Annotated in this window: 15 protein-coding genes; 5 read left to right on the plus strand and 10 right to left on the minus strand. The window is 45.7% G+C overall.

The window, feature by feature from the left end:
* Positions 1-255: 255 nt before the first annotated feature.
* Complete coding sequence (radC, locus tag ACF8EG_RS09300) at positions 256-930, minus strand: DNA repair protein RadC (RefSeq protein WP_005482037.1); 675 nt, start codon at positions 928-930, stop codon at positions 256-258.
* 113 nt (positions 931-1043) lie between these two features.
* On the minus strand, positions 1044-2717 hold the full coding sequence (locus ACF8EG_RS09305; RefSeq protein WP_276419619.1) for a methyl-accepting chemotaxis protein: 1674 nt from the start codon (positions 2715-2717) through the stop codon (positions 1044-1046).
* A 184-nt stretch (positions 2718-2901) separates the two neighbouring features.
* Here ACF8EG_RS09305 and coaBC point away from each other — a divergent pair, with 184 nt between their 5' ends.
* The 3 genes from coaBC to ACF8EG_RS09320 all read left to right on the plus strand — a co-directional run bounded on the left by coaBC (position 2902) and on the right by ACF8EG_RS09320 (position 5808).
* Entirely contained in the window at positions 2902-4101 is a 1200-nt protein-coding gene (coaBC, locus tag ACF8EG_RS09310) for a bifunctional phosphopantothenoylcysteine decarboxylase/phosphopantothenate--cysteine ligase CoaBC (RefSeq protein ID WP_020839956.1), read from the plus strand.
* Positions 4102-4261: 160 nt separating this feature from the next.
* A complete protein-coding gene (gene slmA / locus ACF8EG_RS09315; protein ID WP_005478760.1) occupies positions 4262-4852 on the plus strand; it encodes a nucleoid occlusion factor SlmA in 591 nt (196 codons plus the stop codon).
* A 5-nt stretch (positions 4853-4857) separates the two neighbouring features.
* Positions 4858-5808: a Kdo(2)-lipid IV(A) acyltransferase gene (locus ACF8EG_RS09320; RefSeq protein WP_069506365.1), complete on the plus strand. Its 951-nt coding sequence runs from the start codon at positions 4858-4860 to the stop codon at positions 5806-5808.
* 60 nt (positions 5809-5868) lie between these two features.
* On the opposite strand, the gene pyrE is transcribed toward ACF8EG_RS09320, so the two are convergent.
* Together pyrE and rph are read right to left on the minus strand one after the other, a co-directional pair.
* The gene (gene pyrE / locus ACF8EG_RS09325; RefSeq protein ID WP_005458955.1) at positions 5869-6510 is read right to left on the minus strand and encodes an orotate phosphoribosyltransferase; all 642 of its coding nucleotides are present in this window, start codon (positions 6508-6510) and stop codon (positions 5869-5871) included.
* Positions 6511-6614: 104 nt separating this feature from the next.
* Positions 6615-7331, minus strand: coding sequence for a ribonuclease PH (gene rph, locus ACF8EG_RS09330; RefSeq protein ID WP_005459025.1), 717 nt, complete (start codon positions 7329-7331; stop codon positions 6615-6617).
* Between the two features lie 214 nt (positions 7332-7545).
* Between rph and ACF8EG_RS09335 the strand changes: the two genes are divergently transcribed.
* The gene (locus ACF8EG_RS09335) at positions 7546-8412 is read left to right on the plus strand and encodes a YicC/YloC family endoribonuclease (RefSeq protein WP_015296114.1); all 867 of its coding nucleotides are present in this window, start codon (positions 7546-7548) and stop codon (positions 8410-8412) included.
* Positions 8413-8466: 54 nt separating this feature from the next.
* Here the strand turns inward: ACF8EG_RS09335 and ACF8EG_RS09340 are convergent, their stop codons facing one another.
* The 6 genes from ACF8EG_RS09340 to ACF8EG_RS09365 form a co-directional block, all read right to left on the minus strand.
* A complete protein-coding gene (locus ACF8EG_RS09340) occupies positions 8467-8892 on the minus strand; it encodes a phosphate-starvation-inducible protein PsiE (protein WP_005458957.1) in 426 nt (141 codons plus the stop codon).
* Positions 8893-9021: 129 nt separating this feature from the next.
* Entirely contained in the window at positions 9022-9861 is an 840-nt protein-coding gene (locus tag ACF8EG_RS09345) for an ABC transporter ATP-binding protein (RefSeq protein WP_005458953.1), read from the minus strand.
* A gap of 36 nt (positions 9862-9897) precedes the next feature.
* Positions 9898-10755: an ABC transporter ATP-binding protein gene (locus ACF8EG_RS09350; protein WP_005496771.1), complete on the minus strand. Its 858-nt coding sequence runs from the start codon at positions 10753-10755 to the stop codon at positions 9898-9900.
* A gap of 9 nt (positions 10756-10764) precedes the next feature.
* Positions 10765-12591, minus strand: a complete 1827-nt coding sequence (locus ACF8EG_RS09355; RefSeq protein ID WP_031818734.1) for an extracellular solute-binding protein — start codon at positions 12589-12591, stop codon at positions 10765-10767.
* A gap of 38 nt (positions 12592-12629) precedes the next feature.
* Positions 12630-13673, minus strand: coding sequence for an ABC transporter permease (locus tag ACF8EG_RS09360; RefSeq protein ID WP_005459031.1), 1044 nt, complete (start codon positions 13671-13673; stop codon positions 12630-12632).
* A gap of 1 nt (position 13674) precedes the next feature.
* On the minus strand, positions 13675-14700 hold the full coding sequence (locus tag ACF8EG_RS09365) for an ABC transporter permease subunit (protein ID WP_069506363.1): 1026 nt from the start codon (positions 14698-14700) through the stop codon (positions 13675-13677).
* Positions 14701-15520: 820 nt separating this feature from the next.
* On the opposite strand from ACF8EG_RS09365, the gene ACF8EG_RS09370 reads away from it, so the two are divergent.
* Entirely contained in the window at positions 15521-18121 is a 2601-nt protein-coding gene (locus tag ACF8EG_RS09370) for a TonB-dependent siderophore receptor (RefSeq protein ID WP_045605495.1), read from the plus strand.
* The last annotated feature ends 9 nt before the right edge of the window (positions 18122-18130 follow it).

The following is an 18130-nucleotide window of genomic DNA, read 5'->3' on the forward strand; positions in this document are numbered from 1 at the left end:
GAACCTCTCTATCTCTCGAAAAGAAGTTAGAGGTTAAGAACCGCTATGGAAAATCCATACAAGGCTATCAAAGGTCGCGCATTATACTAACTTGATATGCATTGCTCAAGACCCGAACAGATCCTTTTTACAGGTTTTCGTGATCTTTTTTTAGACAGCAGGTTTTTTCTAGCAGTCCAAGCTGAATTCAGTTAAAAATTTAGTGGCGAGGATGATAGCAGATTTTTAGCAACTAACAACCTAAAAAACGCACAGTTATATCCATCCTCTTTCAGCAAAAGAGACACTTTCCCCATCGCCAATAACGAAATGGTCCAAAATGCGAATATCCACCAGCGCCAACGCATCAATTAATCGCCTTGTAATCCTGCGGTCTGCCTGGCTTGGCTCGGCGACACCGGACGGGTGGTTATGCGCCAAAATCAAAGCAGCCGCGTTGTGGTGCAGGGCTCTTTTTACTACTTCTCTAGGGTAAACTGATGCGGCATCCAAGGTTCCTTCGAATAAAATCTCATCTTTTATTACTCGGTGTTGGTTATCGAGGAAAAGAATGTAAAAAGCCTCTCTTTGGCGGTCTCTTAATATAGAGGAAAGATATAATTTAGTTTGCTCAGGGCTGGTTAAGGCGTCGCCACGCTTGAGGGTTTCCGCCAAATATCGCTGAGTCATTTCTAACACCGCTTGCAATTGCACATATTTGGCCTGCCCTAACCCTTTATGCTGACAAAACTCCTGTTCTGAAGCGGAGAACAACTGCCTAAGCGAACCAAAATCTTGAATAAGGAAATCGGCCAACTCAATCACGTTCATGCCTTGCGTACCCGTACGGAGGAATATCGCCAGTAATTCGGCATCGGTTAACGCCTGCGGCCCACGTTGCAGAAGTTTCTCTCGTGGCATCGACTCATTTGGCAAAGCTTTGAGTATCATCGGAACTCTCTTTGAAGGTAAGAATCCCTATTCCACAAAACAGAAAGCGAAAGTCGAGGGTGACTTTCGCTTTCTTCGTTCCACACTGATTTTATGTGCAATTTAATGGTTCATCAGAGTTTAAAGTTACCGACCAGATCGTGAATTTCCGTGCCGGATTGTGACAACTGAGTGCTGATCGTTTCTGCGTGTTGTAAGGTGTCATTGATGTTGTTGACGATCTGTTGAATCGCCACCAAGTTCTGGTTGATGTCTTCCGCCACCGCACTTTGTTCTTCTGCCGCTGATGCGGTTTGAATTCCCATATCGCGAATTGTACCAATAGAATGGTGAACACCAGACAAAGACTGTTGAATCAGTGCCGCCTCTTCAGCCGTTTTTACGCCGCGTTCTTGACTGGCGGACATAGTCGTGACGGCTCGAGATACACCACTTTGTAGCTGTTTAAGCATATCGCCAATTTCATGAGTGCTATTTTGCGTACGGCTCGCTAGTGAACGCACTTCATCGGCCACCACTGCAAATCCACGCCCTTGCTCGCCCGCTCGCGCGGCTTCAATTGCCGCATTGAGCGCCAATAAGTTGGTCTGCTCAGCAATCTCGCCAATCACATCCAATACTTTGGTAATCTGCTCCGTTTGCTGACTCAACTCAGAGATAGCATCCGATGTGCTGTTGATCTCTGTAACCAACTCAGTAATGCCTAGAATCGCTTGTTCAACCTCTCGCTGGGCTTCGGTGACCTGATCGTTCGCATCGTCAATGGCCTGCGCAGTGGCATTTGTATTGCTCGCGACTTCTTTTGCCGTCATGCTCATTTCTGTTACGGCTGTCACCACTTTATCCGTTTCCAAACAGTGACTCTGCATTTGACCGCTCGCTGTGCGCGTTTGATCATTCAGTTCTTCAGAAACTGTTTGAACGGCAGAAGCAGATCGATGAATGTCCTGCATCAGTGGGTGAAGTTTATCCATAAATTCATTAAAGGCAGCCGCGACTTCGCCAACTTCGTCTTTACTTTCCACTTTTAGACGCGCAGTTAAGTCACCGCCACCCGCAGCAACATCTTTGAGAGAATCGGCGACGTGCTGAAGTGGTTTAATGCCTTTCGAAACAGCAATGCTGGTTAAGATGCTGGTAATAATCAGGCCAATCACCGAGATTGTCACCGCAGATAAAGTGTGTTGATTTAACTCTTGCGTGCGCAATTCACGCTGCATGGCAACTTGTTGGTCGATGTCATCAATGTAGATCCCGGTACCAAGCACCCAGTCCCATTTTTGTAGATACTCGGCGTAACCCAATTTCGGTGCCTGAGCGTTGATGGTTGGTTTGTGCCAAGAGAAATACAAAAAGCCATCGCCTTTTTGCGACGCATCAATCAAGCCAGCAATCACCGCTACGCCATTTTCATCTTTAAGGTCATACAGATTTTTACCTTCCAGCGACGGTTTGATGGCATGTAAGGTATTGATGCCTTGAGAATCATACGCGAAAAAGTAACCGTCACTTTCAAAGCGCATCGCTTTTAAGATTTCTTTCGCCGCTTGTTTATTACTGCCATTAACGTCAGAGTCATACAGCGGCTTAATCGCCGTTACACCCATCATCATGTAGGCTTTTAGCTCTTTCTTACGCGCATCAATCAGCTCCTGTCTGTCTCGGACGAGCTCCGCCTCCAAACTCTTACTGCTGTTGATGTAATACACCACAGAGATCAATGTCGTGATCAACAACAGAGGAATTAAGGTTATCAGCAGCAATTTGTTTCGACTTTTCAACACCATGTTTGTACCACCTCTTTTTTCTTTTCAATCTTGCAAAATCAGCTCAAATTGTCTGTGAGATAGGCGGGAGTTTTTTCTCCACTTGCGTAACTAATGCCGCGGAGTTTGATGTGGATTTGATTTGCTTGGGTGCTGAAACAGTCCGTTATGCTAAACTCGCTGCCAGAAAAATTGGAGATCTCACATGCAAACACTAGCAGGAAAGAAAATTCTACTCGGCATCAGTGGCGGTATTGCCGCGTATAAATGTGCGGAGCTAACCCGTCGCCTAATAGAGAGAGGGGCACAAGTTCAAGTCGTCATGACGAAAGCTGCAAAAGAGTTTATTACTCCGTTAACCATGCAGGCCGTCTCAGGACGACCAGTATCCGATAGCTTGCTCGATCCGGCAGCTGAAGCGTCAATGGGTCACATCGAGTTAGCTAAATGGGCGGATTTAGTGCTGCTTGCTCCTGCTACGGCAGACCTCATTGCTCGTATGTCAGCTGGCATGGGCAATGACTTATTGACGACGTTAGTGTTGGCAACGGATTCGCCTGTTGCGGTATCTCCAGCAATGAATCAGCAGATGTATCGCAACATCGCGACGCAAGAGAACATTGCGACTTTAGCTCGCCGCGGTATGCACATTTGGGGTCCAGCAGCAGGTGAACAAGCCTGTGGTGATGTTGGTCCGGGTCGAATGCTTGAACCAATGCAATTGGTGCATCTGTGTGAGCAGTTTTTCCAACCTAAAGTCTTGGAAGGCAAGTCCATTCTGATCTCAGCAGGCCCAACGCGAGAAGCCATCGACCCAGTGCGTTACATTACGAACCACAGCTCTGGGAAAATGGGGTATGCACTAGCAAACGCTGCCGCGCAGTTAGGCGCAAAAGTCACGCTAGTGAGCGGCCCTGTCAACCTGAGCACACCGATGGGAGTGGAGCGCATTAACGTGTCTAGCGCACAAGAAATGTATGAGGCCGTGATGGCTCAAGCCATCAGTCACGACGCGTTCATCAGCTGCGCAGCAGTAGCGGATTATCGACCAGAGGCCATTGCGTCTCAAAAGTTGAAAAAGACGGCAGACAACGATCAGATGACCATCAAAATGGTGAAAAACCCTGATATTGTAGCGTCCGTCGCAGCACTGACTGACAAGCGCCCATTTACGGTAGGTTTTGCAGCAGAAACCAACGATGTCGAAACATATGCCCGAGGAAAGTTAGCGAAGAAAAACCTCAATATGATCTGCGCTAACGATGTGTCAGTCGAAGGCCAAGGCTTCAATAGTAATGACAACGCCATCACCCTATTTTGGCCTGATGGTGAGCTTGCATTAGCTCTAGAGTCAAAAGAAGCCCTGAGCTTCAAAATCCTCGAGAAAATGCGTGAATTGATGTAATTCGCACTTATTTTCTAATTAAGAACTGGCACAAATTTAGTCTAAACATGACAACTGAGGGTGTTAAATCTCCCATTCCGCCCTCAGCAGTCTAGTGTGATGCGACTTAGCATCTTATAATCCCCTCCGCTCAACTTTGTATTTTGAAAGGAAGTAACTAATGGCCGGCAGTAAAAAATCCAATCGTCGTGAAGAGATCTTGCAAGCATTAGCACAAATGCTTGAATCTGCAGAAGGCGCTTCACGCATTACTACGGCAAAATTGGCAAAACAAGTCGGCGTCTCCGAAGCCGCGTTGTACCGTCATTTCCCAAGTAAAGCTCGCATGTTTGAAGGTTTGATTGAGTTCATCGAAGAAGCCTTGATGACTCGCATCAACCGCATTTTAGATGACGAGAAAGATACACTAGAGCGTATTCGTATGGTAATGCACCTGATTCTTGCATTTTCAGAACGTAACCCTGGCTTGACACGTATTCTGTCTGGTCATGCTTTAATGTTTGAAAACGAACGTCTACGTGAACGCATCAACCAGCTGTTTGAACGTATCGAGACCCAACTACGTCAGATTCTGCGTGAGCGTAAAATTCGTGAAGGTAAATCTTTCCCTGTAGAAGAGCGTATTCTTGCTGCGCAAATTCTTGGACAAGTTGAAGGCAGCCTGAACCGTTTTGTGCGCAGCGATTTCAAGTACCAACCTACTGCAAACTTTGACGAGTATTGGGCACTACTCAGTGCACAAATTAAGTAGAGATTATGAGTAAAGACAAATACACGCAGCCCGAGTTTTCTCTTTCCCTTCTCCATCCTCGTAACTGGGGAGTTTGGCTTGGGTTTGGTCTACTGGCTATCATCGTCAATATTCTTCCTTATCGCCTATTACTGTCTTTGGGGCGCTCACTTGGCAAGCTAGGCATGCGCTATGGCAAAAAGCGCGTGCATATCGCGAAGCGCAACCTTGAACTGGCATTCCCCGCGAAAACGCCAGAAGAAGTGCAACATATCGTGGAAGAAAACTTCAAGAATACCGGGATGGCACTGATCGAAACCGGTATTACATGGTTTTGGCCTACATGGCGCTTCAAAACGCTCATTGTCGAGAAAGACATCCACGCTCTAAAAGAAAAAGGCGCGGAAGGGAAAGGCGTATTGTTGTGTTGTGTGCACGCTCTTAACTTAGAAATTACCGCGCGAGCTTTTGCTGTTTTAGGTGTTGCGGGTTACGGCGCATTTCGTCCTCACAACAACCCAGCGTACAACTTCATCCAATATTGGGGGCGCACGCACAACGGCAACAAACTGATTGATCGCAAAAATGTGAAAAAGATGATTCGTGTACTGCGCAGCGGCGAGCGTTTGTTCTACTTACCTGACCACGATTACGGCCGCAATAAATCGGTCTTCGTGCCGTTTTTTGCCATTGATGACGCTTGTACAACAACCGGCACCAGCATTTTAGCCTACACATCAAAATGCGCGATCATTCCAGGTTCTGGTTTCCGCAATGACGAAGGCAAATACGAAATCATCGCTGATAAGTGCATTGAAGCCGATTACCCACAAAAAGATGAAGTGGCTGCGGCGGCTTATATGAACAAATACGTGGAAGAAGTGATTTTGCGAGCACCTGAGCAATGGATGTGGCTACACAAACGCTACAAAACCATGCAAGATGAAAACGAGCCCAAAGGCATTCGCTACAAATAAATCGCAAAAGAAAAGGTATCCGATTGGATACCTTTTTTATTGAATTCGAAAAGTGGGAAATTAGATGCCGTATTCCGCGCGGTATGCTTTCACCGCTTCAAGATGCTCGGTCGCGTTACCTTTTTCTTCAAGGTAAGTGATTAGGTCACCCAAACTCACGATAGAAATCACCGCACAACCGAAGTCGCGCTCAACTTCCTGAATCGCAGAAAGTTCGCCTTTGCCTTTCTCTTGGCGGTCGATAGCCACTAATACGCCAGCCAGATCTGCACCATTCGCCTTGATGATTTCCATCGATTCACGAATCGCGGTACCCGCTGTAATCACGTCATCCACCAGCATGATACGACCTTCTAAAGCAGAACCTACCAGATTACCGCCTTCGCCGTGATTTTTTGCTTCTTTACGGTTGAAACAGTAAGGCGTGTCGATATCGTGGTGATCCGCAAGTGCTACTGCTGTTGTAGTCGCGATTGGGATACCTTTGTACGCAGGGCCGAATAGAACATCGAATTCGATACCAGAATCCGCAAGTGCTGCCGCGTAAAAACGACCAAGACGCGCTAGGTCACGGCCTGTATTGAAAAGACCAGCGTTAAAGAAGTACGGGCTTTTACGGCCAGATTTCAAAGTAAACTCACCAAACTTAAGAACTTCTTTCTCAAGTGCAAACTCAATAAATTCACGCTGGTATGCTTTCATTATTTTCTCTCTATTTCCTTGGTTTCTTTTATCTCTTCTCGGCAATCATTCAATTCTCTATTCCCGAGATAAAAAAATAGCCCCCATAATGGGAGCTATCTAAATCAATTGGCTAACGCCGCCTTCTGCGCCGCGACGATTTCCGTAATGCCGACTTTCGCCGATTCGAGTAATGCCATCAGTTGTTCATGACTGAACGGTTCACCTTCTGCGGTGCCCTGAATCTCAATCATCTTGCCTTCTTCTGTCATTACAACGTTCATGTCGGTGTCTGCTGCTGAATCTTCAACGTACTCAAGGTCACACAGCACTTCGTCACCAAGCAAACCAACTGATACTGCCGCTACGTGGCCTTTCATTGGGTTTGCTTTTAGCTTGCCGCTATCGACAAGGTGTTGGAATGCATCCGCCATTGCAACGCTTGCACCACTGATTGATGCGGTACGTGTGCCGCCGTCAGCTTGAATTACATCACAGTCAACCGTGATCATGAATTCACCCATTGCTTGCAAATCGACAACTGCACGTAGGCTACGCGCGATAAGGCGTTGGATTTCCATTGTACGGCCACCCTGCTTACCGTTTGCCGCTTCACGGCGAGTACGCGAGTGAGTCGCACGAGGTAGCATGCCGTATTCAGCGGTCACCCAGCCTTTACCTTGGCCTTTTAACCAACGTGGCACTGATTCTTCGACGGTCGCATTACACAACACTTTGGTGTTACCGAACTCAACTAACACTGAACCTTCAGCGTAAGCCGTGTAGTTACGAGTAATTTTGATTGGGCGAACTTGGTCCGCCTTGCGATCGTTTGGACGCATGGGCATCTACCTTAAATAATGAGGAGAAGACGATTTGGTTGGGCGAAGATTATAGCGGAATCGATTTCGGATTCCTAGGTCACAGCTTCACTCCCTCTAAACATTTCCTGGGAGCATATTTGCGATACACTGATGTAAGACAGCCCGCGCACCTCTTGCCGCTCCGTGATACACTCTCTAGGTAATTTTCAAAAAATGAAGACAGGAAAATTCGATGATTTACAGTATGACTGCGTATGCGCGCAAAGAAGTAAAAGGCGATTGGGGCTCAGCGGTATGGGAAATCCGCAGTGTAAACCAGCGTTACCTAGAAACCTATTTCCGCATGCCAGAACAATTCCGAGCTTTAGAACCAGTTCTACGCGAGCGTTTTCGTAAACGTCTAGCGCGAGGAAAAGTGGAATGTAGCCTTCGTTTCGAAGCGAACCCTGCAGCAAAAGCCGAGCTTAGCATCAACGAAGCGTTGGCAACCCAAGTGATTAAAGCTGCTGAACAAGTTATGCACATGACTGGTGAGCTTAGCCGCATCAATCCATTTCAAGTCATGCAATGGCCTGGTGTGATGGAAACTCCTGAGCAAAACATGGATGAGGTCAACAAAGAGCTGCTTGCTGCATTTGATGAAGCAATTAGTGAATTTATTGAAGCGCGTGGCCGTGAAGGCGACAACATGAAAGCGCTGATCGAACAACGCCTAGACGCGATTACCGCAGAAGTGGTGAAAGTTCGTGCTCGCATGCCTGAAATCCTAGAATGGCAACGTGAGCGTCTATTCTCAAAATTTGAAGATGCGAAAATTGAACTGGATGCTTCTCGTGTAGAACAAGAGCTTATCTTGCTAGCGCAAAAGTCAGACGTTGCAGAAGAGCTAGATCGTCTGGATTCTCACGTGAAAGAAACGACCAACATCCTGAAAAAAGGTGGCGCAGTCGGTCGTCGTCTGGATTTCATGATGCAAGAATTCAACCGTGAGTCAAACACGCTCGCTTCTAAATCGATCAGCACCGACATCACTGCGTCGGGCGTTGAACTGAAAGTTCTGATCGAGCAAATGCGCGAACAGATCCAAAACATCGAATAATCTAAAAACATTTAGATTACATATTGAAAGCCCCGCTTAATGCGGGGCTTTATTTTATTCGTCTTTTTCCAAGGTTCGGTTGTCAACATACGGCCAATAGTGGTGTCCAACGCGAATCACCAAGGTCGCTGCCGCCAAGATAAACGCCGCTATAGAAAGCCAAACCACCAAAGTGGCATCCAACTCTTTCATACCTAAGGTGATGTAGCGAGCAATGGCCATCATCGCGATATAGATAGGATAGCGAACGGGGATCTTACCGTTCATCACAAACTGCTGCACCATCGCTAAAACCTCAAGATAGATGAACATCAATAAGATGTCCGTCAACAGCACTCGCTTCTCAACAAAGACGTGAATGAACTCTTGAGCCATGGCATAAATAGTTGCCAAGGTAATAGCGACCAACAGAACCGCTTCTAAGATGTGGAACATCTTTAAAAATGGGCGACTGAACGATTTAGGTAAATTTGATGGCATAGCCAATTATCCAAGCAAAACCAAAGAGATAAGCTTTGAGTTTAGCATGCAAGATAAAAAAGGATACATAAGAAAAACGCCCCGTTTATTTAACGGAGCGTGTTTTCTTGAATGCGATGGTGGCACGGCTTACGCCACTTGCTGCTTTTTTTCTGCCACACGCTTTTTCTTGCGATATTTAGGATGGGTAATCGGAATCGCTGAGAGCAGTTTCTTGGTGTAATCATTTTGTGGGTTCGCGTAAATTTCTTTCGCATTCCCCGCTTCCACCACTTTACCAAAGTACATCACCGCGACTTTATCGGAGACATGCTTAACCACCGACAAATCGTGAGAGATGAAGATAATGGCAAGGTTCATTTCTTGTTGAAGTTGCAGCAGCAAGTTGAGAATTTGCGCCTGAACCGATACATCCAGTGCAGATACTGATTCATCACAAATCAACAGTTTTGGCTTCAGTGCTATCGCACGAGCAATACCAATACGCTGACGCTGGCCACCAGAGAATTCGTGCGGATAACGGTTCACAGCCGTTTCAGGCAAGCCAACTTTCACCAACAGCTCTTTCACCCATTGTTTACGCTCTGCAGGAGTGCCTATTTTATGGATGATATACGGCTCTTCCAAAATCATACCAATGGTGTGACGCTGGTTAAGTGACTCCATTGGGTCCTGAAAGACAATCTGCATGTCTTTACGCAACGAGCGCATCTCTTTGACAGAGAACTTTGTGATGTCTTTGCCTTCAAAGAAAATCTTACCTTCCGTTGGCTCGTACAATTTTAGAATCGTACGTCCTAAGGTACTTTTACCACAGCCAGATTCACCAACGAGTCCCAATGTTTCTCCTTCTGAAACCGACAAGGAAACGCCGTCTACAGCTTTGATCGTGTAGCCCTTCTTAAACAGTCCTTTACCAGATACAAAGTGCTGCTTAAGATTTTCAATTCTTAATACTTCTTTGGCCATAACATCCTCTTTTATGACTTGTTCACTTTGCACCAGTTAGCTAGCAAACATGCTGGCATCGATTGGTTTGATATCAATCATCTGCTTAGGTTCGTTGTCCAAGCTTGGCATTAAGCCCATCAAACGTTCCGTGTAAGGGTGCTGCGGATTGTCAAACAGCTCAAAAATCTCCGCTTTTTCGACAATACGACCACCATACATTACCGCAACGTCATCACACACTTCAGCGACTACGCCTAAATCATGGGTAATGAAGATCATTGCCATGCCCGTTTCTTCTTGAAGTTCATTCATTAGTTCAAGGATAGACGCCTGTACCGTTACATCCAGTGCCGTCGTTGGCTCATCACAAATCAAAATATCTGGTTTACATGCGAGTGCCATTGCGATCATCACGCGCTGGCGCATACCACCAGATAGGTTGTGCGGGTATTCGTTGAGGCGCTTTTCTGGCATTGGAATTTTCACTTTAGCCAGCATTTCTACCGCGTAGGATTCGCGCTCTTTTTTACCTAACTCAGGACGGTGTAATTCCAACACTTCGCACAGTTGGCGGCCAATGGTATGCACTGGATTCAACGCCGTCATTGGGTCTTGGAAAATGATCGAAATGCGGTCGCCGCGCATGGCGTACATTTCTTCCGCTGGTAGCGACACCAGATTGGTACCTCGATAGTTAACCTCACCATTGACAATATTTCCGTAAGGCTTTGGCAACAGTCCCATGATGGACATGGAGGTCACGCTCTTACCACTGCCAGACTCACCAACGAGACCGAGCGTTCGTCCTGCGCGAACATCAAAGTTCACGCCATGGAGTACTTTTACCGGGCCATCATCCGTGATGAATTCCACTTCGAGATCTTTTACACTCAAAATTACATCGTTTTCCATAACACATCCTTACAGCTTATACGTGTCATCAACGACAACAACCGGTTCAAAGGTTTTACCCGACTTCATCGCTTTCTGGGTTTCTTTCTTCACGTCTTTGTCGATCCAATACGTGCCATCACCGATAATTCCGCCACTGAACAACGCTTCTGTCATTCGATTCATTGGTTTCTCTGGCAATTTCAACCAACGCCAGTGTCCATAACGAACGTAAGGCACCATGTAGCCAGTGACAATCACGTGCGCATCAATAATGTCTCGCTGAATCTCATGACCTAGTTGGATCTTCTTATCCATGTCCATGTTAAAGCGATACGCAATGATCTTTTCATCTAGCTCTGGCGTGCTGTAGTTAGTGAATGAGTTCGTTTGTGGTTTGTTCGCGTTCACGGAATGGAAGTATTCCCAATAAGTTGGGATTTCTGAAGTCCCCATATCAAAGAAAGCAAGTTCGTGTTTTTTCTCACGCACATACTTAAACATCGATGAACCATCAATCAGCTTCAGCTCAATGTCCAACCCTGCCAATTTTGCCTGTTCACGCAAGAAAGCAATACGCGGTGTATGAACTGGAGATGAGTACGTCAATTCAAAGCTCAAACGCTGACCTTTATCATTCACGCGAATACCATCGGAACCAATCTTATCGAAGCCCGCAGCTTCAAACGCTGCCGCCGCTTTTTCTGGTTCAAACTTTGGCGCTTTCACATCTGGTAACGTGTACTTACCATGCCCAAAGCCCGTTGGGTTGGGTTTACGACTGTAGTCTCCACGCATAACATTCTCGATCATGCCGTCGAAATCTGTCGCGTAAGTAATCCCTTTGCGAATGTTTAAGTCATCGAGTAGAGGCATGGCCGTGTTTATCCACACGCCACCAGCACCAACTGGATATTGGTTGTAACCCCAGAACTTCTCAATGTAACCCTTTTGATAAGGGGCAGTATTGGATTTGTCATGCCATAAACTTGGCAAAACCAATCCAAATGCGTCCAACTTACCTTTTTCGAAGTGCTTCATCGCAATATCACTATCGCGGATAACCGTGATACGAATTTTGTCGACGTTATAGCGATGCTCGTAGTACTTATTGGTATAACCCCACCAGTCCTCACCTACGTGCTTAAAGGTAACGCTTTTACCTTTTTTGACGTCGGCTAAGTAATAAGCGCTGGTGGTTGGTTCACTTTTAAAGTTGTAGTAGCGCACAAAATCATCATGAATGCCGTCACCGTTCTCGTCTTTCTTCGGATTCGCATAGAAATGAGCAGGACGAGGACGTAGCGCCCCCATTCTCAACAACAACTCTTCTGGATTGAGCTCTTTCGCGGCCTTCACGGCGAAGGTGTGATCGTCAAATTTGATAACATCAGCAACCGTTTTGTTGTAATAGTCGTTGTACCAAGGCTCTAAAATGTCTTTCGAGCGGTAAAACTTAAGCATAAAAACAAAATCGTCTGCCGTGACTGGCTTGCCATCCGACCATTTAGCTTGTGGGTTCAGTTTGAAATAAACCGTTTTATTGTCACCCGCTAATGCCCACTCATTGGCTAGCTCAGGGATGAATTCAAGCGTATCTGGGTGGCGAACCACCAACCCTGGCGTTTCATCCAAGATGAAAGAACGTAAACCAGAGTTTGCATCAGGACCAACACTGCGTAGAGTCTGAGGAAAGCTCGACATGAAAGTGCGGTAAGTCCCGCCACGCTTTGCTTCAGGAGAGCCATATTGAGGCTCATCCCAGTTCGTTTGCCAGTTTAAGTCAGTCGGAAGCGTCGCTGACATCACACCAAAACTTAGGGCGCTTAGCGTGGACGCTAAAATTATTCTTTTCATAAAACTTCCCTTTTTTATGTTTTGTTCACAATGCATGCTTAAACATAGCGTGTGAATTTTTTCGGGTCGAATGCCGCTCGAATCGCTTCACCGATAAAGGTGACCATCACCAGTACCAGTACAATGGAAGTCACAACAGACGCCACAATCCATGGCGAGTCCAAGTTGGACTTACCTTGCTGCAGTAACTCACCCCAGCTTGGTGTTGGTGGCATCAAGCCTAAACCAAGATAATCAAGCGCTGTCAGTGCGGTGATATTGGCTGCAATAGTAAATGGCGCTAAGGTGACAATCATGACCATGGTATTTGGCAGAATATGGTTAAACAGGATTCGGCCTGTCGAGGCACCCAACGCACGAGCTGCCATTACGTATTCGCGTGCAGATTCTTTATAAGTCATGGTACGCATGTACCATGTCATCCCCATCCATCCAAACAACACGTTGATGGCGACAAAGAGCGTGAAAGTCGGTTGAACGATGGACACCAAAATCATAATGACGTACAGGAATGGCACCATTGACCAAACCTCAATCAAACGTTGAACAAATAGGTCGAACTTGCCGCCCCAGAAGCCCATGGCACAGCCTACAGCGGTACCAATAGCGTAGGACACCGCCATCGTTAACAACGCAAACCCCATCGCAGTACGGAAGCCATACACCAAGCGCGCTAAAATATCGCGACCAATAACGTCAGTACCTAGATAGTGTTTATTCTCAGCGCTTGGCGCGGTCGGAGGGAAATCGCCACTGAAGTCTTGTTCGTATGGGTTCCAAGGAACGATAGGTAGAATCACAAAGTTGTCCCCCCCCTCTTCCTCAAAGACTTGTTGGAGAACTCGGTAATCAGCTTCACTTGAAGAATCTTGACCAAACTCGCTACCTAAACGAACGTCACTGACAACCGGAAAGTAGTAACTACCATCGTACTTCACGATCAACGCTTTACTGTTGATTAACAGCTCAGCAAATAGTGAAAGAATCAACATGATAGATAAGATCACAAACGACCAATAACCACGTTTAATTTCTTTAAAGTGACGGATTTTCTTTTGAGTTAATGGACTTACTTTAATCATATTACGCTCCAAACTTCACACGTGGGTCGACTAAAGCAACACAGATATCCGAAATAATATTGCCGATCAGCAGCAATACCGCGTTGATAGCAACGATGCCCATCACTACTGGGTAATCACGTTCCATAATGGATTCGTAACCTAATAAACCAATGCCGTCGATGTTGAAGATAACTTCGATCAAAAACGCCCCTGTCATGAAGAACAACAGTGAGTTGCCAAAGTGAGAAGCAATTGGAATTAAGCTATTGCGTAGCGCGTGTTTGCGTACCGCTTTCTTAAACGGCAAGCCTTTTGCGATCGCAGTACGGATATAATCCGATGATAAGTTTTCCATCAGGTTATTTTTCATCGTCATGGTGAGCGTTGCGAAATCACCAATCAAGTAACAGATCAGCGGAAGCACTGCATGCCACATCACGTCTTTTGCACGTTCAAAGAAGGTTTCATAGTCATCGAAATCATCACCGACAAAGCCCCCCATAGGGAACCATTCCAAGTGATAACTAAACAAAGTAATCAATAACACGCCAACCACATAGCCAGGCAAGGCATAACCGACGAATATCAAAATGGAGGAGGTAGAATCAAACACAGAACCGTGCTTGAGGGCTTTGTAATAGCCAAGCGGTATCGAGATGAAGTAGCTGATAAAGAAAGTCATGCCACCATAGAACAGCGAAACAGGCAGACGCTCTGCAATCATATCCGATACTGGTTCGTAATAACGCGTTGATTCACCCAAGTCCAACGTCACTAATCGACCCAACCAATCAACGTAAGCTTCCATCACAGGTTTATCCAACCCGTAGAATGCGTTTAGCTCAGCGATTTGCTCATCAGACAGTGCAGTATTGCCACCCGCTGACGTCATCGATGCTGCGCCGTCTCCCTGAGACTGCATTTGTGACAGCATGCGTTCAACTGGCCCACCCGGTACAAATCGAGTGATGGCAAAGATAAGAATGGTGATACCGAGAAACGTCGGAATGACTAACGCTAAACGGCGTAAAAAGTACGACAGCATATACAACTTGCTCCTTGTCTACTGTCCAAATTAGGCGGGTTTGGTGGGAAGTTTCCGGCCCAAAATGGTGCATATCTATCCGCGTAGTAACTAAAGCTGTTGAAACACACTCCCTGCGATTCAATAACTAGTTTTTTCTTCTACGGCAATAATTTCAGCGTCATATTTATCTTGAATCCACATCAGCTTCAAGTGTTTGAAACCAAAACATGACAAACTTCCTCCGATGTCGAAAAACAGAAATGTTTTTGTAAAAAATTATAAAAAACCACAAAAAGAATTCCTGCAGAATATCAATCTAGGCACTTTAGAGCCAAAACCCTATATAAAAATGCACATAGCAAGAATAAATAGACATATAAGCTGTGGTTACATTTGACTGAAAAATACGAGTGAGCCCTTTTACAGCAATGGGTATCATATTTTGATACCACCCAGTGCAACCAAGTCAACATGGTTAGCATTCGATAAAATTCCACCTTTAGAATAATTCACTGGATAAATGAGTATTTACAGATTCAATTACCCGCTTAAAAACCATAGGCAATATATGTCATTAAAGTTTACAAGAAACACAAAATACGGTGTTTTATTAAAATTTGATCTCGATTTATAGAACCTACACAGTAAATTATTCCGTGATTTAAATCACTTTTAGTTGTTTACATCTTTTTTACATTTCCACATCTCCGTTTACCACTGGTTTGACTTCCTTTTTTCTTCTCGGTTATACATTGGCCGACCGTTAACGAAATATTAACGTCACATTTGGTCGCTATGCGACCAGACATAGGAAATAATAATAATCGGAGCAACAAGGATGTATAAAAACACAACCGCTTTATCTGTTGCGATCAGTCTTGCTTTGGGGACAGCGGCAGCAGTGGCCCCTCTAACAGCACAGGCAGAAGAGCAACAAGTTGAAAAACTTCAAAAGATGAAAGTTACTGGTTCGCGTATCTCCACGACGGATATGGAAGGTCCTTCACCAGTTACAGTTATTAATAGTAAAGATATTGAATCTAAAGGCTTTAATAGCGCTCAAGACGTGCTAAACAGTTTGACTCAAAACACCGGTGGTGTGATGGCTCAAACCAACTCTTTCTCATTTACTCCTGCAGCACAGTCAGTAAACTTACGCGGTCTTGGCGCATCTCGTACGTTAATTTTGATCGACGGTCGTCGTTTGCCACAATACCCTCTAGCGCAAAACGGCACATCAAACTTCCAAGACATTGGTCAAATCCCAGTAGCAGCAATTGAACGTGTCGAAGTGATGACTGACTCTGGCTCTGCAATCTACGGTTCTGATGCAATCGGCGGCGTTGTAAACTTCATTTTGAAGAAAGACTTCGACGGCGTTTCAGTAAAAGTACGCGCGGGCGATGCAACTGACGGTGACTACCAAAACGGCCGTTTGGATGTGGTAGCTGGCAAAGACTTTGAAGACAAACGCATTCTGTTCGTTGGTCAGTTTGCGGGCAACGAAATGCTTAAACAGTCAGATCGTGATGACTGGGCAGGCAATGATGCATCTAAACGTTCTCAAATTAGTGGTTACTCAAGCTACGGTGCAAACTTCTACGGTGATAACGGTACCCACTTAACACCTGCGGATGTAGGCTCTTCATGTAAAGAGGTTGTAGGTGAAGCAGGTGTCGACCGTGCTGATGGTAAATGCGGATATAACCGTTCAGCAGATCGAACACTAAAACCAGAAAACAAGCAAGTTGACCTTCTTCTACGTGGTGAGATGGACATCAACGACAACGTTACTGCAATGGCAGAAGCTCGTTTCGGTTACAAATCGACTGAGTCTCAGTTCGAGCCAAACCCGTACAGCGTAATCGTAGATGACACTCACTTCCGTGGCGCGGGTGAATACACGCGTCGTATGGTTGAGTTTGGCCCTCGTGAAAGTAACACTGAAGCAGATTCTTTCGGTTTAACCTTTGGTTTAAACGGTCTTCTAGCTGACGCTTACGACTGGGATGTTTCAGCAGGATACTCTGAGCAAACCGTTGAAACTAGTAACCCAGCAATTTATCTAACTCTTGATGAAGCCGTTCAAAATGGCACCGTAGACCTTCTCGGTCCAATTTCTCAAGATGTCGTAAACCAATACAGTGGCACTTCAACCAAAGAAGCCTACTCAAAACTTTACTCGCTAAATGGCTCTCTCTCTGGAGACTTGATTGAATTGCCAGCAGGTATGTCAGGCTTCGCTGTGTATGGTGAGTGGAACCGTACTGATTACAATGAAAGCATTGATGCTACAACTGCAGCGGGTGGTTTCTCCGGTCTTGGTGGAACTTCAGGCGGTGGTGACCGAGATCAAATCGGCCTGGGTGTAGAAGCGCTTATTCCGATCATTGAAGATTTAGAAATGACCATCGCAGGTCGTTATGACCACTACTTTGATGACTCCGCAACTGGTGGTGCATTCACACCTAAAGTGGCTCTTGCGTATCGTCCTATCGACACTCTTTTACTACGTGGTAGCTACGGCCTAGGTTTCCGAGCTCCAGATTTGAAGCGTCTATTCGGTGAACAAACTCGTGGCTTTGGCTCTGGTTTTGACCCTGTTCTTTGTGCACAAGCTGGCGGTAGTGGCCCACAAGACAAAGATAAGTACCCAGAGTGTGATACTCAGTACTTTGACACGCTAAATGGTCCAAACTCTGAACTGAAAGAAGAGACTAGTACGAACATCAACTTAGGACTTGCTTGGGAACCAGTCGATGATCTTGGTCTGACGGTGGATTGGTACCACATCAAGATGGAAGATGTAGTAACTGCACCGAGTTACCAAGATGTTATCAACGATCCGGGTAAATACCCTGGCACTGAAGTTGTTCGTAATGCAGATGGAACAATCAAGTCTGTTTCTTACGGCCCTGTAAACCAATCATATGAAGAGCGTTCAGGTATCGACCTTGCAGTAACTTATGCTTACGACACTAACGAGTTTGGTTCATTCAATACTCGCGTTGCCGTAACTAAGATTCTGATCGCAGAATACCAAGAGAACGACAGTGAACCAGTGACTGATGAAACAGATTTCATGCCTGAGTACACTGCAACTCTAAACCTAGGTTGGGCTTACGAGGACGTAGCAGTCAACCTATTTGGTAAGTACCGTGACCGTATGTGTTCTAGCTATGCAAACCGCTACTACTTCGATGATTGTGATGCGGCTAAAAAGGCAGGTTACAAAGCTGAAATTGCAAGCATGACAACATGGAACCTAACGGCTTCATACCAATTCAACGAAAGTGGTCGTGTGACAGTTGGTGCAATCAACATGTTTGACAAAACTCCACCAGCAGATCCTCTAAGTGATACTTCACCGTTCTACGCGAATGGTTATGACGACCCAATCGGCCGTCAACTTTACATCGAAGCGTCATACGACTTCTAAAAATATTTG

This window comes from Vibrio sp. YQ_11, from assembly GCF_043103065.1.
GTDB lineage: Bacteria > Pseudomonadota > Gammaproteobacteria > Enterobacterales > Vibrionaceae > Vibrio > Vibrio parahaemolyticus.